Origin of the sequence: Nonomuraea deserti (assembly GCF_004348685.1) — a bacterium.
GTDB classification, from domain to species: Bacteria; Actinomycetota; Actinomycetes; order Streptosporangiales; family Streptosporangiaceae; genus Nonomuraea; species Nonomuraea deserti.
Genome location: NZ_SMKO01000042.1, coordinates 32,488 through 55,517 on the forward strand (window position 1 = coordinate 32,488; position 23,030 = coordinate 55,517).

Consider the following 23,030-nt stretch of genomic DNA (forward strand, 5'->3'; position numbering starts at 1 on the left):
TTGGTTCTGTTTTGGCAAGCCCGTGGCCTGCCACTCTGGGTCCACTATGAGCGACACGACCGCCCCGCGGGTGGACTCCCTGCCCGCGCGCCTGCTCCGCCTCTACGGCGGGCTGGCCCTGTACGGGCTCGGCATCGGGCTCCAGGTGGAGTCCGGCCTGGGCAACGGCCCCTGGGACGTCTTCCACCAGGGCCTGGCGATCAGGGCCGGGATGACCATGGGCACCATGATCATTATTGTCGGCGCCCTGGTCATGCTGCTGTGGATCCCGCTGAAGCAGAAGCCGGGCGTCGGGACCATCAGCAACGTGGTGTTCGTGGGGCTGTTCGCCGACGCCGCGATCTTCCTGCTCCCCACGCCGGGGCACCTCGCGGTCCAGGCGTCGTACATCGCGCTCGGGGTCGTCTCCATCGCCCTGGCCACGGTGCTGTACATCAGCGCGGGAATGGGCCCGGGTCCGCGCGACGGCATCATGACCGGGCTGATGCGGCTCGGCCTGTCCGTACGGCTCGGGCGTTCCGTCATCGAGATCACCGTGCTGGCCGCCGGGTGGCTGCTCGACGGCACCGTGGGCGTGGGAACGCTGGTGTTCGCGCTGGCCATCGGGCCGTTGACGCAACTGTTCACCCGCTGGTTCCCGCTGACGTGATCCCGTGGCCGGTCCGGGCATGACGCGACGTGATCCGGCCCGGCCACGGCATCACCCCGTGCTCCCGTAGGCCCCGCTTCGCCGCGCGGGACGAGTTCGCTTCCGGTCTTGCGGCTGGAGCCGGAGCACCGCGGACGATTCCGGTAGCGTCTAGGCATGCGGATCGAGGATTATGCCCTGATCGGAGACATGCAGTCTGCCGCGCTGGTGGGCCGGGACGGCTCCATCGACTGGTTGTGCCTGCCCAGATTCGACTCACCGGCGTGTTTCGCGGCGCTGCTGGGCAGCGAGCGCAACGGCCACTGGTGGCTCGGGCCCACCGGCAGGAAGCCGGCCACCAGGCGGCGTTACCGTCCCGACACGCTCATCCTGGAGAGCGAGTGGGACACTCCGACGGGCACCGTCCGCGTGATCGACTTCATGCCGCCCCGCGACAAGAACCCCGACGTCGTACGCGTCGTCGAGGGCGTGTCCGGCACCGTGGAGATGTCCACGGTGGTCAGGGTGCGTTTCGACTACGGCAGGATCGTGCCGTGGGTGCGTAGGACCGACGGTCACCTCCAGGCCGTCGGCGGTCCCGACTCCGTCTGGCTGCACGCCCCCGTGCCGCTGAAGGGCGGCGACTACGCCCACCGGGCGACGTTCACCGTCGAGGAGGGCCAGCGGCTGCCGTTCGTGTTCACCTGGCACCCCTCGCACGAGCCGATGCCGCCGCAGATCGCGTGCGAGGAACAACTCGCCGAGAGTGCGGCGTTCTGGGCGGAATGGGTGGCGCGGTGCGCCTACGACGGCCCCTACCGCGAGGCCGTGATGCGGTCGCTGATCACCTTGAAGGCGCTCACCTACGCGCCCACGGGCGGCATCGTCGCCGCGCCCACCACGTCGCTGCCCGAGGACCTGGGCGGGGTGCGCAACTGGGACTACCGGTTCTGCTGGCTGCGCGACGCGACGCTGACGCTCGACGCGCTCATCTCGTCCGGCTACCTGGAAGAGGCCGCCGACTGGCGCGCCTGGCTGCTGCGCGCCATCGCCGGGCGACCGCAGGACCTGCAGATCATGTACGGCGTCGCCGGCGAGCGGCGGCTGCCCGAGCTGCGCCTCGACTGGCTCGACGGCTACGAGGACTCCCGCCCCGTCCGCATCGGCAACGAGGCGGTCAAGCAGCTGCAGCTCGACGTGTACGGCGAGGTGATGAACTCCCTGTTCGTCGCGCGCGAGCGCGGCCTGTCCCCCGACGACCGGGCGTGGGCCATCCAGCGGCAGCTGCTCGACTACGTGACCGAGCACTGGGAGGAGCCCGACGAGGGGCTGTGGGAGGTGCGCGGGCCGCGCCGGCACTTCGTGCACTCCAAGGTGATGTGCTGGGTCGCGCTCGACCGGGCCGTCAAGTACGTCGAGCAGTTCGGCCGTACGGGTCCCGTGGAGAAGTGGCGGGCCCTGCGCGACACCGTTCACGCCGAGATCTGCGAGAAGGGCTTCGACGAGACGCGCAACACCTTTACCCAGTCGTACGGGTCGGCGGAGCTGGACGCGGCCCTGCTCATGCTGCCGATGGTCGGGTTCCTGCCGATCGACGACCCGCGCATGGCGGGCACCGTGGCGGCGATCGAGAAGGAGCTCATGTCCGAGGGCTTCGTGCTGCGTTACCCGCTGGCCGACGACAACGACGTCGACGGCCTGCCCGGCGGCGAAGGCGCGTTCCTGGCCTGCAGTTTCTGGCTGGTGGAGGTGATGGCGATGCAGGGCAGGAAGGACGAGGCGAAAAACCTGTTCGAGCGGCTGCTGTCACTCCGCAACGACGTGGGCCTGCTCGCGGAGGAGTACGACCCCCGCTACGGGCGCCTGGTGGGCAACTTCCCGCAGGCGTTCAGCCACGTGCCTCTGGTCCACGCCGCCCGCGCCCTGGCATAGGCGCCCGGGCCCGTGCCGCCTCGCGGGCCGCTCGTGGCATCTGGCGGGCATGTGACGATCTCCCTGCGTTCACGTGTGATTCATTCCGTTACGCCACGCTCCCGCCGTAGCCGGAGCTCCATCTTCCGGCACGGACGGAGAGAGAAGCATGGGTCACGGGCATCACCACCAGCATCACGACCGCTCCCACGAGCCCCTCGACGAGGGTGAGGCGGCGCCGGCGCGCGACCTGACGATCCCCGACGAGGACCTGTCGCCGGCGCAGCTGTCGCGCCGGCGCATGTTCCGCAGGGCCGGGCTGCTGGGCGCCGGGCTGACGGCCGCCGGAGTGCTCGGCACCCAGGCCGAGGCGGCCGCCGCCACCCCCGGCGGCCGGGAGCCGAAGGACGGCTACCTGTGGCTGGCCGGCGACCACCACATCCACACCCAGCACAGCGGCGACGGCATCTACCGGGTGATCGACCAGGTGCGGCACGGCAACGCGTACGGGCTCGGGTGGGTGGTCATCACCGACCACGGCGGCGCCACCCACGCGAAGATCGGGGTGGACAAGGTCAACCCCGACATCGTCGCGGCGCGTGAGGCCGTCAAGGACACCCTGGTCTTCCAGGGCCTGGAGTGGAACATCCCGGCCGCCGAGCACGGCACCGTGTTCGTCGCCCCGGGCCGGCGGGAGGTCGAGACGCTCAAGGAGTTCGAGAACTCCTTCGACGGGTCGGTGAAGGACGCCGGGGCGAACACCCCGCAGAACGAGGCGCTGGCCATCGCCGGGCTCAACTTCCTGGCCGAGTCGGTCAGGAAGCGCCGCATCCCGGACGCGCTGTTCCTCGCCAACCACCCGTCACGCAAGGGCCTCGACTCGCCGCACGAGATCAGGGGGTGGCGCGACGCCCAGCCGTCCATCGCCGTGGGCATGGAGGGCGCGCCCGGCCATCAGGCCGCCGGCCTGCCCAAGCCGCACGGGCCAGGCGGCGGGCGCGGCTACTACGACGGCGGCCCCGGCGCCGACTCCTTCCCCGGCTACCCGGCGGAGAGCTACAAGACCTTCGGCGGGTTCGACTGGATGACCGCCACCGTGGGAGGGCTGTGGGACAGCCTCCTGGCCGAGGGCAAACCGTGGTGGATCACCGCCAACTCCGACTCCCACACGGTGCACGGCGACACCAGCGTCCGCGGCCCCGGCAGCGACTTCGACGCCAACGGCCGCTACGAGGACCCCGTCTACGGCGGCGTGCCCAACACGGGGGCCGGCGACTTCTGGCCCGGCTACTACAGCCGCACCCACGTCGGCAGCCGCACCTTCTCCTACGAGGCGCTCATGGACGGGCTGCGGGCCGGGCGCGTCTGGGTCGACCACGGCGGGCTCATCAGCGGCCTGGTGGTGCGGGCCACGACAGCCGGCCACGGGCGCCGCGGGGCGACGCTCGGCGAGACCCTCGACGTACGCCGGGGCGACCGGGTCGAGCTGACCATGGAGATCACCCTCGCAGGCCGGCCCAACTGGGCGCAGTTCGTGCCCACGCTGGCCCGGGTGGACGTCATCCAGGGCGACGTCACCGGCCCGGCCCCCGACAAGGACGTCTTCACCACGCCGAACACCAAGGTCGTGCAGTCGTACGAGGTGGGCAGGACCAGCGGCACCGTCACCTTCACCTACCGGCTCGGCCGCGTCGACCGGCCCGTGTACGTGCGGCTGCGCGGCACCGACGGCAAGCGCTCCGCGCCCGGCCTGCTGGGCGCGGGCGTGGACCCGCACGGCCCGCAGATCGACGTGCACGGGGACGCCGACCCGTGGAACGACCTGTGGTTCTACAGCAACCCGATCTGGATCCTGCCGCGCCGATGACCGGCGAACCCACGACCGGCGGACCCACGACCGATGGGACCGACGACCGGCGAACCCACGACCGGCGGATTCACGACCGATGGACCGACGACCGGCGGATCCGCGGACGGCGGGCCGATGACGGTCCTGGGGATCGATGCGGGCTCGCGCACCCTGCCCGAGGCCGAGCACCTGCTGCGAACCGTGGCGCGGTCGCTCGGCCTGCCGGGCGGGACCGTCGGGTGCACGCACTTCGTTCCGGCCGGCCTCGCGGGCGACGAGCCGCACATCGCCTGCTCGCTGGCCGTCCCGGGTTCGGTGACCCCGCCCGCGGACGTGTCCTGGGCGGCCGGCGGCCAGCGCGGCGGGCCGCGGGCGGAGGGCGCGGCGACGGCGGCGGCCGAGCACGCGGCGCGGCGCGGCGGCCGCGTCGTCACCTTCCCCGGGCACGACCTGCTCACCGGCACCATGAGCGTGGCCGCGATCCGCGACGGGTCGGCCATCGAGCGGGTGCTGGTGCTGGCCTCCCCCGGCCCGCCGGGCGACGACACGCTCGTCGTGACGAACGACCACGTCAGGCCCCCCGCGTCCGTCTCCGGTCTCGGCTGTTGACTTCCTCCCCACGGCTGAAGCCCGGGGGATTCCAACCGTCGCCGGTTGGTCTTCCTGCTTCACCGCCAGCCGCCCGCCGGGCTTGCGCCCTTGAGGTCTTACACCAGCTCCACAAGCGTTTCAGCTCTCCGCCAGCCCGGCGGCGAGCACGTTCTTGGCCGCGTTCACGTCCCGGTCGTGGACCGCGCCGCAGGCGCACGTCCACTCCCGGACGTTCAGCGGCATCTCCTCCTGCAGCGTCCCGCACCGCGAGCACAACCTGGAGGAGGGGAACCAGCGGTCCACCGCCACCAGCGCCCGCCCGTACCAGGCCGCCTTATACTCCAGCATCGACCGCAACTCGCGCCAGGAGGCGTCGGAGACGGCGCGCGCCAGCGAGTGGTTCTTGACCATGTTGCGGACGGTCAGGTCTTCCACGGCGATCACTTGGTTCTCGCGAACAAGCCGGGTGGTGACCTTGTGCAGGTGATCCCTTCTACGGTCGGTGATCCGGGCGTGGACCCGCGCCACCGTGAGCCGGGCTTTGGCTCGGTTGGTCGAGCCCTTGGCCTTGCGGGCGAGCGCCCGCTGCGCTTTGGCCAGCCTGCGCCGATCGCGCCGCTCGGGGCGCGGGTTGACGATCTTCTCGCCGGTTGACAGCGCCGCCAGCGCCGTGATGCCCGCGTCCACGCCCACCGACTGCTCGGCCGGAGCCAGTGGTGTGATCTTCTCCTCGGCGAGGATGGACACGAACCAGCGCCCGGCCGCGTCCCTGGACACGGTGACCGTGGACGGCTCGGCTGTCTGCGGCAGCGGGCGCGACCACACGATGTCCAGCGGCGTGTCCATCTTGGCCAACGTCAGCGTGCCGTCGCGCCAGCGGAACGCCGAGCGGGTGTACTCCGCGCTCGCGCGTGCCTTCTTCCTGCTCTTGAAGGTGGGATATCGGGCGCGCTTGGCGAAGAAGTTCGCGAACGCCGCCTGAAGGTGGCGCAGCGCCTGCTGCAACGGCACGGACGACACCTCGAACAGGAAGTCGTAATCGCCGCTGCGTTTCCACTCGGTCAGAGCGGCCGACGACTCCACGTAGGAGACGCGACGGCCTTCCATGGTGTAGGCGCGGGTGCGTTCTTCGAGGGCCTTGTTGTAGACGAGGCGGACGCAGCCGAACGTCCGGGCAAGCTCTTCGGCTTGGCCGGGGGTCGGGTAGAAGCGGTATTTGTAGGCCCGCTTCACGATCTGCGCCACGCGTCACATGGTACCGCTCGATCGGCTAAGCATCGTGCGTGTGTTCGGTATGCGGCGCTGTGCCGCGTTCCTCCCCAGGGCTGAAGCCCGAGGTCTCCACGCTTAAGGAGATTCGATGACCCTGCTCACCATGCCGGCGGCCGGAGGCCGGAGGCCGGATCACCACGGCCGAGGTGCCCGACCCCACCCCCTGCTGCGCCGACCACACGTAGGCGCAGCGGCGACCGGCCCTTCGCGGCTAAGGGCCGGTCAGGCGGCGCTCGCCGGCGGTGGTGATGACGTACACCTGCCAGTTGTAGTACACGTAGTAGTTCCGCGGATCCCGCTTGATCTGGCGGGCGTGCAGGAGGATGGCGTTCACGTACGCCTGCGACGGGTTGTAGGCGTGCAGCGCCCGCTGATAGTCGCGGGGCGCGCCGCTGGCCTTGAGGTAGTTGGCCGCGGCCATCACCGCGTCGCGCGGGTCGTGCACGTCGCCGCCCATCCCGTACGCCCTCCAGGTCGCCGGCATGAACTGCATGGGCCCCTGGGCACCCACGTGGCTGGCCGACTTCACCCGGCCGAACTTCGTCTCCGCGAGCATCACCGCCGCCAGCACCTCCCACTCCACCCCGAACCGGCGCTCGGCCTTCTTGAAGTGCCTGAGCAGCTCGGCGGCCGGCCGGGCGGGCTGGACCTTGAACGGCGTCGACGGCTTGATCGGGTGGGCCAGGGCCAGGAGCTCGCGGATGGCGCGCGTGTTGTCCTTGGCCTGGGCGGCCAGGCCCTTCGGCAGGCGGGCGAAGGCCCGGGCGGCGAGCTTGGGATGGCGGGCGGCGTAACGGTATATGCGCTGGTGGTGGAGGGCCAGGAGCTCGACATCGGCCGGTGGCTTGCCGTTCTTGCCCTTCCAGGCGTCGATGGCGTCGTTGAGCGCGGCGGTGGTCTCCTTCAGGGCTGAGGCGAGCCTCGCGGCGTTCGCGGGGATCTTCTCGTCGGGGCCGGGGAGCGTCCGGCTCGGCGTGGGTGTCGCGGTGCTGGTAGGGGCCGCCAGCGGCTGGCGCGCGGGGGCGTTCCGGACGGGCGCCGCGTTTCCGCAGGCCGCCGTCCCTGCCAGGGCCACGGCCGCCAGCGCGGCGAGCGCGCGACCCCGGCCGGTGAGTCGTGGGTGCTTCTGGCGTTCCTCCATGGGGCGCCAACCTACCCGGTTCCGGCCCGCGCCCACCGGCCGCACGGGCGATCCGGCATACGTCCCGCCCCACCCGCAGGCCCACCCGCCGTCCACAACGCACCGCCCACAGGCCCACCCCACCGTCCGAACCCGCACCACGCGCAGGCCGACACCGCCGTCCGAACCCGCACCACGCGCAGGCCGGCACCGCCGTCCGGACCCACCCCATCCGCAGGCCGGCACCGCCGTCCAGACCTGTGCGGCGCGCAGGCCGAGGCGGCGTTCAGACCTCGGCGGCGCGCAGGCGGGCGGAGGCGTCGCCGGTCAGCGGGTCGCCGTGGCCGACGCAGACGAGCGACACGTCGAGCTCCGCCAGGCGGCGGAACGAGCGGGCGGCCGCCTCCCGGTCGGCGTTGAAGACGCCCAGCATGGTATGGCCCCCGGGGTTGGCGACGGTGTCGCCGGCGAACAGCACCCCGTGCTCCGGCAGGTGGAGGGCGATGCTGCCGTCGGTGTGGCCGGGGATGGCGATCACGTGCGCGCCGCCGCCGAAGCCGAGCACCTCCCCGCCGGTCAGCTCGCGATCCACCCGTACGGGCTTCGGCGCGCTCATCGGCGGGAGGGACTCGAACAGCTCCCGCTCCCAGCCGGGCAGGTCGGCGGGGTCGGGAAGCTGCTGGCCGCGCTCGCCGCGCAGGACGGGGGCGTCGGCGGCGTGCGCCATGACGGTGGCGTCCGTGCCGAGCTCGGAGAGGGCCCCCCAGTGGTCGTCGTGGCCGTGGGTGACGATTACGGTGCGCAGGTCGCCGGGCGCGTGGCCGAGGCTTTCGACGGCGGCGAGCAGGTCGGGGCCTGAGCCCGGCTCGCCGGTGTCGATGAGGGTGAGCGCGTCACCATCGCGCCACAGGTATGCCTGGCCGACACCGAACCGGAGAAGGTGCAGGGTCGGCAGTAGTTCTGTCAGCTCCATGTGCGGGAACCTACGCCATCACCCTCACGCCTGTGTCACGTCGGTCCCGTCGGGAGTGAGCACGCCGGTGCGGAGCGGCCGTCACGGGACGCCTCTCCCGCTTCCCGTCCGTGCCGACGCGGGCGGGCCCGCCAGCTCGTCGTGGAAGAAGGCGCGTACGGCGTCCAGGACGTCGAACCCGTTGTGGGCCGCGCCGGGCACCACGTCGAACCGCACCGGGATGCCCGCCGCCTCGAAGCTGCGGCGCAGGCTCTCCAGCCGGTCGATGCGGTTGGCCCCGGCGGCGTCGGCGCCCTCGACCCACAGCTCGTCCCGCTCGGTGACGGTGATCTCCCACGTGTCGGTGTCGTCCGCGCCGACGACCATCTGCACGGCGACCCCGCGCATGGCGTCGATGTCGAGCCGCACGCCGAACTCCTCGCTCACGCCCCCGGTGCCCGCCCACCACGGCCAGCGCGGGTCGAGCAGGGTGACCAGGCCCGGCGCGCCGATCGAGGCCGCGCGCAGCCGCTCAGGATGCAGGTAGAGGAAGCGGTGCACGAACTGGCCGCCACCGGAGAAGCCGTGCATGAGCAGGCGCGAGGCGTCGACCCGGTACTTGGCGGCGACCTCGTCCACCATCGACAGCAGGATCCGGTCGAACCTGATGCCCCCGTACCTGATGAACTTGTAGTCGTGCAGCTCGGTGCGGCGGCCGAGGCCGGCGGGGAACAACGGCGCCAGCACGATGCAGTCGTGCTCGTCGCAGAAGGCGGCGAACCGGTCGCGGTACTCGCTCGCCGTGCGGTCGGTGCCGTGCACGGCCACGATGAGGTCGTACCGTCCTGTCCCGGTCTCGTCGTAGTCCTCCGGGACGTACAGGCAGTAGGAGAAACGCGGGTCCAGCTCGCAGGCGAAGAAGGGGGTGCGGCCGAGGTCGTAGTAACCGAGGTCGATCCCGTGGCGGCGGCTCACAGGGCCGGCCGCCAGGATTCGCCGGCGTACCAGGGCAGGGCCGCCGTCACCGCCGCCCCCACCTCGAAGGTGGTGTGGTCGTCGTACGGCCGGCCCACCACCTGCACGCCGGTGGGCACGCCCCGCGCCGAGCGGCCGGACGGCACGCCGAGCACGGGGCAGCGGCTGGCGAGGTTGAACGGCACCGTCAGCGGGGCCTCCAGGTTGTGGTCGAGCCTCACCCCGTCCACCACCAGCGGCGTCTCCACGTAGTCCTCTCCCGCCAGGAAGGCGGGGGTGCCGGAGGCGGGGCAGATGAGCGCGTCGAAACGTGCGAAGAGGCGGGCCAGGTCGGCGTGGACCTGGCTCTCGATCTTCAGCGCGCCGTAGAAGCCCAGCTCGGCGGCGGCTTTGAGACTGCGGTCCAGGAAATCGCGTACGTAACGGGTGACGCCGTCGCCGTGCGCGGCCATCTCCTCGGCGATGATGGGCCCGAAGATGGCGCCGTAGTGGGCCCAGGCCGCGCGCATGATGTCGGCGCGGCGCCACGGCAGCTCCACCTCCTCGACGACGGCGCCCGCCTCGGTCAGCGCCGAGACCGCGTCCCAGGTGGCGGCGGCGACGTCCGGTTCGACGGGGTAGTCGCCGAGGTGCACGCAGACGGCCACGCGCCGCCCCTTGAGCGAGCCCTGGTACGCCGGGATGGGCGGGGGCGCGGGCACCGACACGGGGTCGCGCGGGTCGTGCCCGGCGATCACGTTCTGCAGCAGCGCGCAGTCGGCCACGGTCCTCGCCATCGGCCCGTCGTGGCAGTAGTGGTCGAGGTTGTACGGCGGCAGCGCGGGCACCCTGCCGTACGGCGGCTTGAACCCGACCACGCCGTTGAACGAGGCCGGGATGCGGATCGAGCCACCGATGTCGGAGCCGGTCGCGAGCATCGCGGTGCCCGCCGCCAGGGCCGCCCCCGAGCCGCCTGACGAGCCGCCGGAGGAGTGCTCGAGGCTCCACGGGTTGCGGGTGACGCCCCACAGGTCGCTGTGGGTGAAACCGGCCGCGCAGAACTCCGGGGTGGTGGTCCTGGCGTGCACGATGCCGCCGGCCGCGACGATCCGTTCGACGATGGGATGGGTGACGTCGGCGACGTTGTCGCGCAGCAGCATCGAGCCGTCGCGCAGCGGGTGCCCGGCGATGGGCTGCTCCTCCTTGAGGGCGACCGGCAGCCCTTCCAGTGGCCTGGCCGTGCCGCGCGCGTACCGGTCGGCGGCCTTCCTGGCCTGGTCCATGGCCTGGTCGAACCACCGTTCCGCGAACGCGTTCACGCTCGGCTCGATGCTCTCGGCCCGTTCGACGACGGCGGTGAGCAGTTCGACGGGGGACAGCGTACGGGCGGCGTAGGCCGCCAGCGTGTCCGTCGCCGTCATGTAGGCCAGCTCGGCCGATCGGGCGGGCTCGGTCATGAGGCCTCCTTGAGGTCGTAGACGGCGTAGCCGCCGCGGTCGGGCGGGCCCGAGCAGACGTGCAGGCGGCGGGCGCGGACTTCGGCGACCGTGGAGACCACGGTCGCGACGTTCAGCTCGGGGGCGTCGGCGGCGTGATGGCACAGGGCGTCGGGCGCGCCGTGCCGGTCGGCCAGGACGGCGGCCAGCTCCTCGGGTCCCGCGTGCGGCCCCGCGGCGGCGAGCAGCGCGTCGAGCCTGGCCTGGCGGGCGCGCGAGTTGCGCAGCCAGGGCTGCGGGGCGTTCTCGCGGGCGGCCAGCTCGCTGAGGAAGTGGTTGGTGTGGGTGAGGACTCCACCGGACGGCTCGATCATGCCCACGCCGTCCGGGGTGGTCTCCAGGTCGAGCGCGCCCCCCTCGTCGGCGATGAGCAGGTTGCGCGGGCCCGACCTGGGCACCGCCGCGACCGCGTCGGCCGCGCGGAACCGGTCCCGCTCCCCCAGGGCGAGCCGGGTCAGCAGGTAGCGCGGCACGCCCACACGCCACTGGTCCGCACGCAGGAAGTTGCCGAACACGGCGACACCCGCGTCGTTCATCCCGTGGTGGCCGAGTTGCCCGGCCGGGGTGACGGTGATCAGGGCGGGCCCGGCGGCCGGCCGCCTGCGCAGCACCACGAACAGCGGGCCCACCTCGGCCGGGAGGTCGGCGTTCTGCGCGGCGATCGGGCCGTCCCGGCGGGCGGAGCCGACCAGGGCCAGCGAGCTGCACTCGGGTGCGGCGGTGTTCCAGCCGGTCAGCTCGGCGCGCAGCTGCAGGATCCAGCCGTCGGCCGCGCTCAGCCCTGCCCCCTCGCCGACGCCGTCCACCTCGGCGGCCAGCTCCGGCGCGAGAGTCCCGGTGGCGGCCCTGGTGGCGGCCCGGAACTCCATGGCCCGGGTCCTGGCGGCCTCGAGACCGAGACCGCTGACGATCAGCTCGTGATGCCGCAGGACGAGCGGGCGCGCGGCCTCGCCGTACGCGCGGCCCGCGGCCCGGCCGTCGCCGGGGATGTCGATCTCCGTCAACCGGACGGGAGGGCTCACCCGTCCACCTCCTTCATGATCGTTCATGGCTTCCTCGCCGCGCGGTGAGCGACGGCACGGCGGCGACCAGCTCGCGGGTGTACTTATGCCGGGGGTCGGTGTAGATCTGCTCGGCGGGTCCCAGCTCGACCAGCTCGCCGCCGCGCATCACGCCGATCCGGTCGGCGACCAGCCGGACGACGGCCAGGTCGTGGGAGATGAACACGCAGCCGAACCCGGTGGCCTCGCGCAGCCCGGCGAGCAGGTCGAGAATCTGGGCCTGCGTGGAGACGTCCAGGGCGGAGACCGGCTCGTCGCAGATCAGCACGCGCGGGCCGCAGGCGATGGCGCGGGCGATGGCGATGCGCTGGCGCTGGCCGCCGGAGAACGCGCGCGGCAGCCGGTCGGCGTGCTCCGGGCGGAGCCCGACCTGCCGGAGCAGCTCGGCGACCCGGTCACGGCGGGCCGCGGCGTCCAGGCCGGTGTGCAGCAGGAGGGGCTCGGCGATGCTCGCTCCTACGCGCGTGGCCGGGTTGAGCGAGCCGAGCGGGTCCTGGAAGACCATCTGCAGGTCCTTGCGGCGGGCCCGCAGGGCGCGGCCGCGCAGGCGGGCCAGGTCGTCCCCGTCGAGCAACACCTGGCCGCGGTCGGGACGCAGCAGGCCGACGAGCATGCGCGCGGTCGTGGACTTGCCCGAGCCGCTCTCGCCGACGATGGCCAGCGTCTCTCCCGCGCCCACCGCGAACGACACGTCTCGCACGGCGGGCCGCCGGCCGAACGTCTTCACCAGGCCGCGGGCCTCCAGCAGACCCCCGGCCCGCTGCTCCTGCCCGCTCGCCCCGCCTCCACGGGCCTGCTCAGCACCGCTCACGGTGTCGCCCCCCGGGCCTGCTCAGCACCGCTCACGATGCCGCCCCCACGGGCCTGCTCTGACGGCTCATGGTGTCGCCTCCGCCGGTTCGCGGAGCTCCTGGAGTTCGCGGAGCTCGGCGCTGCGGGCGCAGCGCACGCTCCGGGAGCCCGACCTGACGAGCTCGATCGGGGCGGTGTCGCACGCGTCCGGCAGGGCGTGGGCGCAGCGGGAGCTGAACGCGCAGCCGGGCGGCGGCTCCCCGGGGGCGGGGACGGTGCCGAGGATGGCCTGCGGTTTGCGTCCGCGCATGGCGTTCTCCGGCGCGGCGGCCAGGAGCGCCGACGTGTACGGGTGGGCGGGATCGTCGAACACCTCGCCCACGGCGCCTGCCTCCACGAGCCGGCCCGCGTACATGACCGCGAGCCTGTGGCAGGTGCCGGCGACCACGCCGAGGTCGTGGGTGACCAGCAGCATGGCCATGCCGAGCTCGTCCTGCATCCGGACGAGCAGGTCGAGGATCTGCGCCTGGATGGTCACGTCGAGCGCGGTGGTCGGCTCGTCGGCGATGAGGACGGCGGGCTCGCAGGCCAGCGCCATGGCGATCACCGCGCGCTGCCGCATGCCGCCGCTGAACGTGTGCGGGTGGTCGCCCGCGCGCCTGCCCGGCTCCTTGATGCCGACGGCGCCGAGCAGGTCCACGGCCTGCCGGGCGGCGGGGGCGCGGCCCATGCCGAGGTGGCGCCTGAGCACCTCCGCGATCTGCTCACCCACGGTGATGGACGGGTTGAGGCTGGCCATGGGGTCCTGGAACACCATGGCGACGCGCCGGCCGCGGACGTCGGCCAGCGTGCGGCTGCCGGCCGTCACGAGGTCGAGGGGCGACGGGTCGCCGGGCTCCAGCAGGCGCACCGAACCCGCGGTGACGGCGACGCCGCGCGGCAGGAGCCCGAGCAGGGCCAGGGCGGTCATCGACTTGCCCGAGCCGGATTCGCCCACCAGCGCCAGCGCCTCGCCCGCGCGCAGCCGGAAGGACACGTCGTGCACGAGGGGGACCGGGCCGGCCGCGATCGACAGGCCGTCCACCTCCAGCACCTGTTCCGCAGTCATGAGGGCTCCCGGTCCCGGCGGGCCAGCGCGTCGCGCAGCCCGTCGCCTACGGTGTTGAACGCGAGCACCGCCACCAGGATCACCAGGCCGGGCAGGACGACCAGCATGGGTTCCTGTTCGAGGTAGCGTACGGCCCGCTTGAGCATGGATCCCCAGCTCGCGAGCGGGGGCTGCACGCCCAGGCCGAGGAAGCTGAGGCTCGCCTCGGCGAGGATGGCGTAGCCGAAGGTGAGGAAGACCTTGACGATCAGCGGCGTGCCGACGTTGGGGAGGACGTGCCGCCACAGGATCCGGGTGGTGGAGCAGCCGGTGGTGATCGCGGCCTGGATGTACGTCTGGCCGCGCACGGTCATGGTGGCCCCCCGGGCCACCCGGTAGAAGCCGGGCGCGTAGACGACGCCGACGGCGATCATCGCGTTCGTCAGGCTGGGTCCGAGGGCCGTGGCGATGGCGATGGCCAGCACCAGGCCGGGGATCGACAGCAGGGCGTCGGCGACGCGTGACAGCACGAGGTCGGCGCCGCGTCCGAGGTAGCCGGCGAGCAGGCCGAGCGGCACCCCGCAGACCGTGGCCACGCTCACCGCCAGCAGCGAGGCGCCGAGCGAGACCCGGGTGCCGTGCAGCAGCCTGCTGAGCACGTCGCGGCCCGATTCGTCGGTGCCCAGCCAGTGCGCGGCGCTGGGGCCCTCCAGCCGGTGCAGCAGGTCCTGGTCCACCGGGTCGTGCGGCGCGATGAGCGGCGCCGCGAGCGCCACCAGGGTGAGGACGACCAGCACGCCGAGGGCGAGGGCGACGTCCCGGCGGCCGGCCAGCCGCCGTCCGAGGGTGTCGCGCCGCGCGGCCGTGATCGCGGTCATGCGGCCACTCCTGTCTCCTGCCCCGGGGTGAGCCACCGGTACGCCAGGTCGACCGCCAGGTTGGCGGCCACCACGACGACGGTGCTGGTGATCACGATGCCCTGCAGGACGGGCAGGTCCTGGCGGGTCACGGTGGACTCGGCGAGCGTGCCGAGCCCGGGCAGCCCGAACACGGCCTCCACCACCACCGCGCCGCCGAGCAGCTGGCCGGTCTCCAGCCCGAGCACGGTCACGAACGGCACCGCCGCGTTGCGCACGGCGTGCTTGCGCAGCACCGTGAGCGGCAGCAGCCCTTTCGCCCTGGCGGTGCGGACGTAGTCGGTGTCGAGCACGTCGGCGAGGGCCGCCCTGAGCTGGCGGGTCTGTTCGACGGCGGCGGCGACGCCCAGCGTCACGGCGGGCAGGGCGAGGTGCGCGGCGAAGGCTCCGGCGCCGTCGGTGAGCGGCCGGAAGCCGGTGGCGGGGAAGGCGGGCACGGTGAGCGCCAGCGCCAGGATCAGCATCAGTCCCAGCCAGAACGACGGGGTGGCGACGGCGAGCGCGGTGCCGGAGGAGATCACCCGGTCGAGCCGCCCGCCGGGTCGCAGCGCGGCGAGCGTCCCGAGCGGCAGCGAGATCAGCACCGCCACCGCCATGGCGGCCACGGCGAGGGAGAGCGTCACGGGCAGCCGTTCGAGGAGGATCTCGGTGACCGGCTGGGAGTTGTAGAGGGAGGTGCCGAGGTCGCCGGTGACGGCGGCCGCCGCCCAGCTCAGGTAGCGCACGGCCACGGGCTGGTCGAGGCCCAGCCCGGTGCGTACGGCGGCGATCTCCTCGCGGGTGGCGTGCTCGCCGGCGATGTGGATGGCGGGGTCGCCGGGGATCAGCAGGGACAGCCCGAACGTGATCACGGACACGACGAAGAGCACCACGACGGCCCCCGCCAGCCGTTTGAGCAGAAATATCGCCATAAGTCAGCCCATACCGACGACGCGGATGTCGTCGTACCCGGTGAGCAGCTTGTCGAAGTCGCGCACCTTGTCGTTGACCGCGTAGTACAGCTTGCGGTTGCAGATCGGCACGTTGTACGCGTGCTCGGCGGCGACCTTGGCGATCTCCCGGTATCCGGCCTGCTGCGCGGCCCGGTCGGTCGCGGCCGCGGTCTCCCCCGCGAGTTCCTCGATCCGCTCCACGGTGAGGTCGCCCGGGTTGTTGAGCCCGCCCTTCAGGTAGTCCTGCTGGGTGATGAGCCGGGGGTCGGGGCCGGCCACGCCGATCTGGCTGACCAGGGCGTCGGCCTCACCGCGGTTCTGGTAGAGGTCGATGGACTGGTCGGCGCTCATGGGCCGCAGCTTCATGTCGACGCCGATCTGCTTGAACTGGTCCTGGATGGCCTCGCCGAGCTGCACGAACGCGGTGTTGTCCCACACCAGCGCGGTGAAGGAGAACCCGTTCTGCAGCCCCGCGGCGGCCAGCAGCCGCTTGGCCTCGGCCGGGTCGTAGGGGTAGGCGTTCGCGAGCGAGGGCTCGTGCGCCCAGTGCCCGGCCGGGGCCGCCTGGACGGTCGGCTCGCAGGAGCCGAGCAGCAGCTTCTCGGTGATCGTCCTGCGGTCGACGGCGTGGTTGAGCGCCTGGCGCACCCGCTGGTCGCCGAACTTCGAGCGGCCGGTGTTGAGGTTGAGCTGGTAGACGAGCCCGGTCAGGAACTCCTCCACCTTCAGGTCGGCGTCGCGCGCGGTGCCGGCCTGCTCGGGACGGATGAGCGTGGCGTCGTACTGGCCCGAGCGCACGCCGTTCAGCCGGGTGTCGTCGTCGTTGACGAACGACATCTCCAGGCCCTTGAGCCGCTGGGAGCTCTTGTCGTAGTAGCCGGAGAAGGGCTCGTAGACGACGCGGTCGTCCCTGCGGTAGTCGGTGACCTGGTAGGGGCCCGAGCCCACCGGTTTCCTGTCGAGGTCGGGGTTGTCGAACGCCTTGGGGCTGATCAGCGCGCCGCCCCGGTGGGCCAGGGCGTTGAGGAGATCCTCCTCCGATCCGGTGAAGCGGACGGCCAGCTCGCCGTCCTCGACCTCGACCTTTGCGATCATCCTCAGCAGCGGCTTGGCGGTGCTGCCCTGGGCCGTCATCGCGCGTTCCAGGTTGGCGCGCACGGCCTCGGCGTCCAGCCGGGTGCCGTCGTGGAACGTCGCGCCGGAGCGCAGCGTGAAGATCTCCTTCCCGCCCTTCTTCCGCCACGACTCCGCGATCATGGGGGCGATCTCGCCCTCGGGCGTGATCGTGACGAGGCGGTCGTAGACGGGCAGGACGTAGAGCTCGTCCCAGGCCGTGGACGCCTTGTGCGGGTCGAGGGTGGAGGGGAACGCGGTGTAGGCGAAGCGCAGCACTCCGGCTCCGCTCCGGGTGGACGGGGCTCGTTCGCCGCCGCCCTGGGCGCAGCCCGCGCTCAGGACGGCGATCACGGCCAGGGAGGCCGCGAGAACGCGACCGGTCATACGAGACATGTGTGTCTCCTTACGGATGCATCTCCTCCCAGCACGCGCGGCTGAGATGGGCAATGTGGACCCTCGCCCCCGAAAACCCCGGCAGCCCGTCGGGCAGGACCGCGGGAAGCTCGTCCGTGTAGACCGCGAGCACGTAGCGCGGCCCGTCGTCGCCGAAGAAGACGCCGCCGTCGCTGACGTCCCGCCAGCCGGCGCCGCTCTTGTGCGCGATCTTGGTCTTGTACGGCAGGAACGCCGGCAGCGCGTCCCTGAACTGCTGGCGGCAGAGCACGTCCAGCGCGAACGAGCAGAGCTCGGGCGGGCATCCGAGCAGCCGGTTCGCCTCGCCGCCCGTGCCGCCGCCGGCCGCTGAGCCGCGGACGATCAGCTCCAGCAGCCGGGCCTGGTCTCCGGGCGTCGTCACGTTGCTCGCGTCGACCGGATGGTCGGGGGCCAGCTCCGGGATCAGCGCGTGACGGTGCCGCGTGCCGTCGAGGCCGGCCGCCGCGCACAGGTCGTTCACGGCGTCGAGGCCTACCAGGTCGAGGACATGGGCGGTGGACAGGTTGTCGCTCTGAATGATCATCAGGGTGACGGCGTCGCGTAACGACAGGCTCAGCCCCGGATCGAGGTGCTGCAGGAGCCCGGTGAACACGCGGTCGCGGTAGCGGCCGTCGATGGTCACGCGGGCGTCCAGGTCGAGCTCGCCCCTGTGCACGGCGCGCAGCGCCGCCATCATGACGGCGACCTTACGGGTGCTGGCCGCCGGGAACGCCCGCGTGCCGTGCCGGTCCGCCCGCATCCCCTCGGCCCTGCCGCCGTCCGGCAGTCCGATGAGGCACCAGCCGGTGACGTACGGCTGCGCGTCGCACAACGCGTTCAGCCGGCGGACGGCCCGTGCGAACCGGGACGTGCTCGAATGCATGCCGGCGACTCTATGCAAAATCGATTTGGCACCACAAGACCTGGCGCCTAAACGATTTGGCACCGATGGCCTTAGGCTGACCCCATGCAGCCGTCAAGACCCCGGCCGCGGATCCGCGATGTCGCGCGGGCCGCAGGGGTGTCCGAGACCACGGTCTCCCACGTGCTCAACAACAAGGGCCGGGTCGAAGCGGCGACCAGGGCCCGGGTGGCGGAGGTGGCCGAGCGGCTCGGCTACCGGCCCAACAGCAACGCGCGCGGGCTGCGCTCGGGCCGGGCGGACACGATCGCGCTGCTGATGCCGATCGTCGATCTCGACGCCACCCACCACATCCTGGCCGTCGACTTCTACCTGTCGCTGACCATGAACGTGGTCGAGGCCGCGTTCGAGCGCGACCAAGCCTTGCTCCAGCTGCCGCCGCTGCGCCGCCTCGACGACCTGCGCCGGTTCGGCATCGACGGCGGGATCGTCGTCGACCCGCTGCCCTCCGACCCGCGGGTGGCCATGTTCGACCGGCTCGGCCTGCCGGTGGTCACGATCGGCCGCGACATCGCTCATCCCGGGGACCACTGGTGGGTCGCCGCCGACAGCGCGGCCGGCACGCTGACCGTGCTCGACCACCTGGCCGCCGCCGGAGCGCGCCGGGTCGCGATGTTGTCGGTGGACATCGAATGGTCGTGGTTCGCCGACGCCGAACGGGCGTACGCGGAGTGGACGGCGCGCCACGGCCGCCCTCCCATGCTGGTGCGGGCGCGACCCGACAAGCTCGACAGCAGCGCGGCGGAGGCGGCGGGACGGCTGCTCGACCTGGAGCCGGACGCCGTCTACGTGCCGCCGCAGTGGCTGGCCACCGGCCTGCTGCGCGCCACCAGGGAGCGCGGCCTGAGCGTCCCCGGAGACCTGCTCGTGTCCGTGGGGGTCGACAGCCACCAGGCGCGCACCAGCGAGCCGGCACTCACGGCCGTCGACCTGGATCCGGCCAGGACCGCGCGGGAGGCGGTCGACCTGCTGATCAGCCGGATCGAGGGACGCCCGCCGCAGGCGCCCCGCGTCATCCCGATCACCCTGCTCCCCCGGCGGTCCACGGCGGCGATCACGCGAAGGGCATGAGGAAGTCCTCCGGCCGCAGCGCCCGCGCCACGACACGGACGTCGCCGATCCAGCCGTAGTAGCCCTGACCGTACCTCAGCGCGAACTGGGTGCCGCCGATGGCGAACGGCCGGCCCAGCGTGGTGATGCCCCGCGAGCGTTGTGACGGGTTGCGGGCGATCCTGGAGCCGTCCACGTAGATCACCGTCCTGCGGGAGTCGTTGACGACCGCGACGTGGGTCCAGCGGCCGACCGGTAACGCGTGGCTCCACGACGTCGGGTCGGCGTCACGGCCGGTCGGGTAGACGACGTACTGCAGGAACCGCTCGGGCGACAGGTTGAGACTGCACGTGGGCTCGTCGGGCGACCAGCCGCTGGTCTTTCCGGCGTCGCCGCTGCGGCCCTCCCAGTTCAGGACGCCCATCCAGGCGTGGTCGCCCTCGAACGGGTCGGGCAGCCGGATGAAGGCCTCGATCGTGTAGCCGGACGTGAACGTCATGCCGTTGACCGGCGCGCCGGGGCCGGACCGCAGGACCGCGCCCCGGTCGGGGTTCTTGCCGCCGTCGAAGCGCAGGCTGGCGTGCGCGGGCTGGCCCTCGTGGTGCTCGGCCGACCACGTGAGCGTCTCGGGCGCGCTGTCGTGCAGCAGCTCCATGGTCAGGTCGTTGCCGCCCCCCGCGAGGTCGCGGACCACCGTCCCGGCCCGGACGACCGCGCCGTCCGTCCCCGCGCCCTCCAGGCCCTCGGCGTCGAACCGCCAGTACGCCACCGTGCCCCTGGGCATGACGTCCCCGGCCGGCCTGGGCGGTGGAGGGGTGCGCGGGGCGAAGCCGGCGAAACGCTCGTCGAAGTCGACGTCGATGCTGAAGCGGTCGGCGGGGCCGGTCAGCTCCAGGTTCTCCGCCTCCAGCGGCGAACGCTCGCCGGGGTCGCGCGACAGCAGCCACGGCGACAGCGTCTCCACGTCGATCACGTTGCGGACCAGGTCGAAGGCGTAGAGCCGGACCATGCCCGCGCCGCCGTAGTAGCGGTCCTGGTAGTTGGCGATGTGCACGTGCACGTCGTGGCCCTTGTCGTTCCTCAGCACCGTGCGGCCGGGCGGCCAGTAGTGGCCGTTGAGCGTCAGGAAGATCTGGTCGTTGCGCCTGATGAGGGCGTCCCACAACCGCTGCCCGAACTCCGACAGCGCCGCCGTCCCGTCCCCCTCCGGCCAGGCCAGGTCGTGGGTGGTGAGGATGACCGGCAGGCTCCGGTGGGCGTCGATGACGCCCTGGGCCCACTGGATCCCCCGGTCGGAGACCCGCCAGTCGAGCGCGAGCACCACCCACGACCGGCCGCCCGCCGCCAGCACGTGGTAGCTGTTGTAGCCGTCGGGCGACGCCCCGCCGAACGTCGGCATCCCGGCGTACCTGCGCGGGCCGAACTCCCGCAGGTAAACGCTCTCGCCGCGCTGGTCGTCGGTGCCGGAGTCCACGTCGTGGTTGCCGGCCAGGACGCTGTAGGGCAGCCTGCCGTCCAGCGTCGCGAACGCCTGGCCGGCCAGTCCGATCTCGTGCTCGCTGCCGTGCTCGGTGACGTCGCCGAGGTGCGTCATGAACGCGATGTTCCTGCTCTCGCGCTCGCCGGTGAGGAAGCGGAATGTCTGGCGCAGGGGTGCGGGGTCGGAGCTGTCCTCGTCGAAGAGGTACTGCGTGTCGGGCAGCACGCCGATCGTGAACCGGGGGTCGTCCCGGTCGAACCGGTGGCCGCCGGCCGCCGCGCGCGCGGGGGCCGGGGTACCGGCCAGGACGGACGCCGGCACGGCGGGTGCGGCGACGGCCGCCCGCAGCAACGTCCGGCGGCCGAGGAAGGGATGAGGCATGGGCAGCACCGTGATCTCCGTACGTGGCGTGGTGGTTGTGGAGGCGGTAACGCACGCCCTCGGCGGGCGGAACATTCGGGGCGGACACGATCGGCGGCGGGACACGTCGTTTCCCGGGCACCGGTTCTTCGTTGAGGGGGCGTTATAGCCATATTGTGTGGATCGTTCAGAGAGATCGAGCAAAGGGGCGGGATGCCGGAGATACGCCCGCTCCGGCCGGACGATCCGCAGCACATCGGCGGCTACCGGCTGCTCGGCGTGCTCGGCACCGGCGGGCAGGGAGTGGTCTACCGGGGCGCCCGCGACCCGGGACCCGACGTCGCCATCAAGGTGCTGCACAGCCACCTGAGCCACGACGGCGGCGCCACCGCCGACTTCATGCGCGAGGTGGAGGCGGCGCGGCGGGTGGCCGCGTTCTGCACGGCGGCGGTGCTGGACGTCGGCATGCTGGGCGAGCGGCCGTACATCGTGAGCGAGTACGTCCCCGGCGACACGCTGCAGGCGGTCGTCCGCTCCCACGGGCCGCGCGCCGGCGGGGCGCTCGACCGGCTCGCGATCTCCACGTTGACCGCACTGACCGCCATCCACCAGGCCGGGATCGTCCACCGGGACTTGAAGCCGGGCAACGTCCTGATGGGTCCTGACGGGCCGATCGTCATCGACTTCGGGATCGCCAAGGCGCTCGACGCCACGACGCACACGTCCGGGCTGGTCGGGACTCCTGCGTACATGTCGCCCGAGCAGTTCGGGGGCGAGCGGGTGGGGCCGGCGTCGGACGTGTTCAGCTGGGCGGGCACGATCGTGTTCGCGGCCACGGGACGCACGCCCTTCGCGGGCACGACGGTGGCCGCCGTCGTCAACAGCGTGATCAACGGCGTGCCGGATCTCTCGGGCGTGCCGGGGCACCTGCTGCCGCTGATCGAGACGTGCCTGTCCAAAGACCCCGCCTCCCGGCCCACCCCCACCGACCTGCTGCAGGACATCATCCGGCGGACGAACCCCGCGGGCGGGCCGCCCTCCACAACACCAGACCCACGAGAAGGGCGGTCGCCGGCCTGCGCGGCACCCCCCGCGCAGGGCGACAGCGTGCCGCCCCCGCCACGCCACGGAGCGGCGCCCGCGCCAGGCCACGGGACCCCCGCACCGGGCGACCCGCCGCCGCCCCCGCCGCGTCACAGGGCGGCACCCGCACCGGGCCACGGGGGCGCCACGCCACCGGTCCCGCCGCAGGACAAAAGGACATCTGCCCCGGAACGCAGAGGAGCGCCCCCGCCGCACGACAACGCGACATCCGCACCGGAAGATAGGAGGCCGCTCCCACCGCGCAAAAGCGCGACGCCGACGCCGGGCGACACACCGCCGCCCACGCCGCGTCACGGGGCGGCGCCCGCGTCCGGAAGCGGGGCGGGGTCCGCGCCCGGAAGCGGGGTGGTGCCTGCGTCGGACGCCGGGGTGGTGGACGGGAGTGGGCGGTCGCCGGAGGGGGACACCGCGCCGCGCCGGAACAGGGCGCTCAGCCGCCGGGTCGTGATCGGCGGGGTGGCCGCGGCTGCCGCGGCAGGGGTGTCCGCGTTCGCCGTGTTACGACCCGGCCGCGCCTTCCTCGATCCCGGCCGCACACCGCTCCAGCCAGGCGGCGAGCGCACGGACCATCCCGGCCAGGGCGTCTCCTCGTCCGCCTCGCCGCGAGCAACCGGCACCGGCACTCCAGCACCCACCCCCGCGCCCACGCCGGCCGCTTCGGCCGAGCCGTTCGGCACGACGGTCAGGGGTCCCGTGCCGCTGCCCTCGAGGTCGGGCGAGCCGGTGTCCGTCGCCGCCGCGGAGGCGACGGTCGTGTGCGCCACCACAACGGGCCGGGTGCTCGCCTGGGACGTGAACGCGGCGGGCGAGGGCGCGGCGGCGGTCACCGCGCTCGGCGACGGCGGAGGCACGGCCACCTCGGTGGCCGCCGGCCGCGTGGGCGGCCGGCGGGTGGTGGCCTCCGGGCACGCCGACGGCAGGATGCGGCTGTGGAGCCTGACGGGCGAGAGCCTGGCCGACCACCGGGCCGGCGACCCGGTCATCTGTCACTAAAAAACAAATGACGCTGCCGACGACTAGTC

The 23,030-nt window shown here is 72.8% G+C and carries 18 protein-coding genes and 1 pseudogene; 6 read left to right on the top strand and 13 right to left on the bottom strand.

Annotated features, from left to right (window positions below; all coding sequences use genetic code 11):
* Nucleotides 1–46 precede the first annotated feature (46 nt).
* From yczE to E1292_RS18090, 4 genes are all read left to right on the top strand, one after another.
* The gene (gene yczE / locus E1292_RS18075; RefSeq protein ID WP_132596378.1) at nucleotides 47–649 is read left to right on the top strand and encodes a membrane protein YczE; all 603 of its coding nucleotides are present in this window, start codon (nucleotides 47–49) and stop codon (nucleotides 647–649) included.
* A gap of 156 nt (nucleotides 650–805) precedes the next feature.
* Nucleotides 806–2,560, top strand: coding sequence for a glycoside hydrolase family 15 protein (locus E1292_RS18080; RefSeq protein ID WP_132596379.1), 1,755 nt, complete (start codon nucleotides 806–808; stop codon nucleotides 2,558–2,560).
* 148 nt (nucleotides 2,561–2,708) lie between these two features.
* On the top strand, nucleotides 2,709–4,406 hold the full coding sequence (locus E1292_RS18085; RefSeq protein ID WP_132596380.1) for a histidinol-phosphatase: 1,698 nt from the start codon (nucleotides 2,709–2,711) through the stop codon (nucleotides 4,404–4,406).
* 117 nt (nucleotides 4,407–4,523) lie between these two features.
* A complete protein-coding gene (locus E1292_RS18090; RefSeq protein WP_132596381.1) occupies nucleotides 4,524–4,997 on the top strand; it encodes a hypothetical protein in 474 nt (157 codons plus the stop codon).
* A gap of 21 nt (nucleotides 4,998–5,018) precedes the next feature.
* Here the strand turns inward: E1292_RS18090 and E1292_RS18095 are convergent.
* From E1292_RS18095 to E1292_RS18150, 12 genes and pseudogenes are all read right to left on the bottom strand, one after another.
* Nucleotides 5,019–6,224: pseudogene (locus tag E1292_RS18095) on the bottom strand (RNA-guided endonuclease InsQ/TnpB family protein); the annotation flags it as partial.
* A 238-nt stretch (nucleotides 6,225–6,462) separates the two neighbouring features.
* Complete coding sequence (locus E1292_RS18100) at nucleotides 6,463–7,392, bottom strand: lytic transglycosylase domain-containing protein (RefSeq protein ID WP_132596383.1); 930 nt, start codon at nucleotides 7,390–7,392, stop codon at nucleotides 6,463–6,465.
* 265 nt (nucleotides 7,393–7,657) lie between these two features.
* Nucleotides 7,658–8,344, bottom strand: a complete 687-nt coding sequence (locus E1292_RS18105) for an MBL fold metallo-hydrolase (RefSeq protein ID WP_132596384.1) — start codon at nucleotides 8,342–8,344, stop codon at nucleotides 7,658–7,660.
* An 81-nt stretch (nucleotides 8,345–8,425) separates the two neighbouring features.
* Nucleotides 8,426–9,298, bottom strand: a complete 873-nt coding sequence (locus E1292_RS18110; RefSeq protein WP_220446909.1) for a hypothetical protein — start codon at nucleotides 9,296–9,298, stop codon at nucleotides 8,426–8,428.
* Nucleotides 9,295–10,734, bottom strand: coding sequence for an amidase (locus tag E1292_RS18115; RefSeq protein ID WP_132596385.1), 1,440 nt, complete (start codon nucleotides 10,732–10,734; stop codon nucleotides 9,295–9,297). The genes E1292_RS18110 and E1292_RS18115 overlap by 4 nt, the downstream gene beginning before the upstream one ends.
* Nucleotides 10,731–11,795 carry a C45 family autoproteolytic acyltransferase/hydrolase gene (locus E1292_RS18120; protein ID WP_132596386.1) on the bottom strand — a complete coding sequence of 355 codons (1,065 nt, stop codon included), beginning with the start codon at nucleotides 11,793–11,795 and terminating at the stop codon, nucleotides 10,731–10,733. Before E1292_RS18120 ends, E1292_RS18115 begins: the two co-directional genes overlap by 4 nt.
* Before the next feature lie 13 nt (nucleotides 11,796–11,808).
* Nucleotides 11,809–12,645 carry an ABC transporter ATP-binding protein gene (locus E1292_RS18125; RefSeq protein WP_132596387.1) on the bottom strand — a complete coding sequence of 279 codons (837 nt, stop codon included), beginning with the start codon at nucleotides 12,643–12,645 and terminating at the stop codon, nucleotides 11,809–11,811.
* Nucleotides 12,646–12,711: 66 nt separating this feature from the next.
* A complete protein-coding gene (locus E1292_RS18130) occupies nucleotides 12,712–13,734 on the bottom strand; it encodes an ABC transporter ATP-binding protein (protein ID WP_132596388.1) in 1,023 nt (340 codons plus the stop codon).
* On the bottom strand, nucleotides 13,731–14,591 hold the full coding sequence (locus tag E1292_RS18135; RefSeq protein ID WP_132596389.1) for an ABC transporter permease: 861 nt from the start codon (nucleotides 14,589–14,591) through the stop codon (nucleotides 13,731–13,733). The genes E1292_RS18130 and E1292_RS18135 overlap by 4 nt, the downstream gene beginning before the upstream one ends.
* The gene (locus E1292_RS18140; protein WP_132596390.1) at nucleotides 14,588–15,541 is read right to left on the bottom strand and encodes an ABC transporter permease; all 954 of its coding nucleotides are present in this window, start codon (nucleotides 15,539–15,541) and stop codon (nucleotides 14,588–14,590) included. Before E1292_RS18140 ends, E1292_RS18135 begins: the two co-directional genes overlap by 4 nt.
* 3 nt (nucleotides 15,542–15,544) lie before the next feature.
* Nucleotides 15,545–17,071, bottom strand: a complete 1,527-nt coding sequence (locus E1292_RS18145; protein WP_132596391.1) for an ABC transporter substrate-binding protein — start codon at nucleotides 17,069–17,071, stop codon at nucleotides 15,545–15,547.
* Nucleotides 17,072–17,081: 10 nt separating this feature from the next.
* A complete protein-coding gene (locus E1292_RS18150; RefSeq protein ID WP_132596392.1) occupies nucleotides 17,082–17,975 on the bottom strand; it encodes a serine hydrolase in 894 nt (297 codons plus the stop codon).
* Between the two features lie 84 nt (nucleotides 17,976–18,059).
* Between E1292_RS18150 and E1292_RS18155 the strand changes: the two genes are divergently transcribed.
* Entirely contained in the window at nucleotides 18,060–19,085 is a 1,026-nt protein-coding gene (locus tag E1292_RS18155) for a LacI family DNA-binding transcriptional regulator (protein ID WP_132596393.1), read from the top strand.
* On the opposite strand, the gene E1292_RS18160 is transcribed toward E1292_RS18155, so the two are convergent.
* Nucleotides 19,069–20,925, bottom strand: coding sequence for a LamG-like jellyroll fold domain-containing protein (locus tag E1292_RS18160; protein ID WP_132596394.1), 1,857 nt, complete (start codon nucleotides 20,923–20,925; stop codon nucleotides 19,069–19,071). The genes E1292_RS18155 and E1292_RS18160 overlap by 17 nt on opposite strands.
* Before the next feature lie 192 nt (nucleotides 20,926–21,117).
* Between E1292_RS18160 and E1292_RS18165 the strand changes: the two genes are divergently transcribed.
* The gene (locus E1292_RS18165; RefSeq protein ID WP_132596395.1) at nucleotides 21,118–23,001 is read left to right on the top strand and encodes a serine/threonine-protein kinase; all 1,884 of its coding nucleotides are present in this window, start codon (nucleotides 21,118–21,120) and stop codon (nucleotides 22,999–23,001) included.
* Nucleotides 23,002–23,030: the final 29 nt, after the last annotated feature.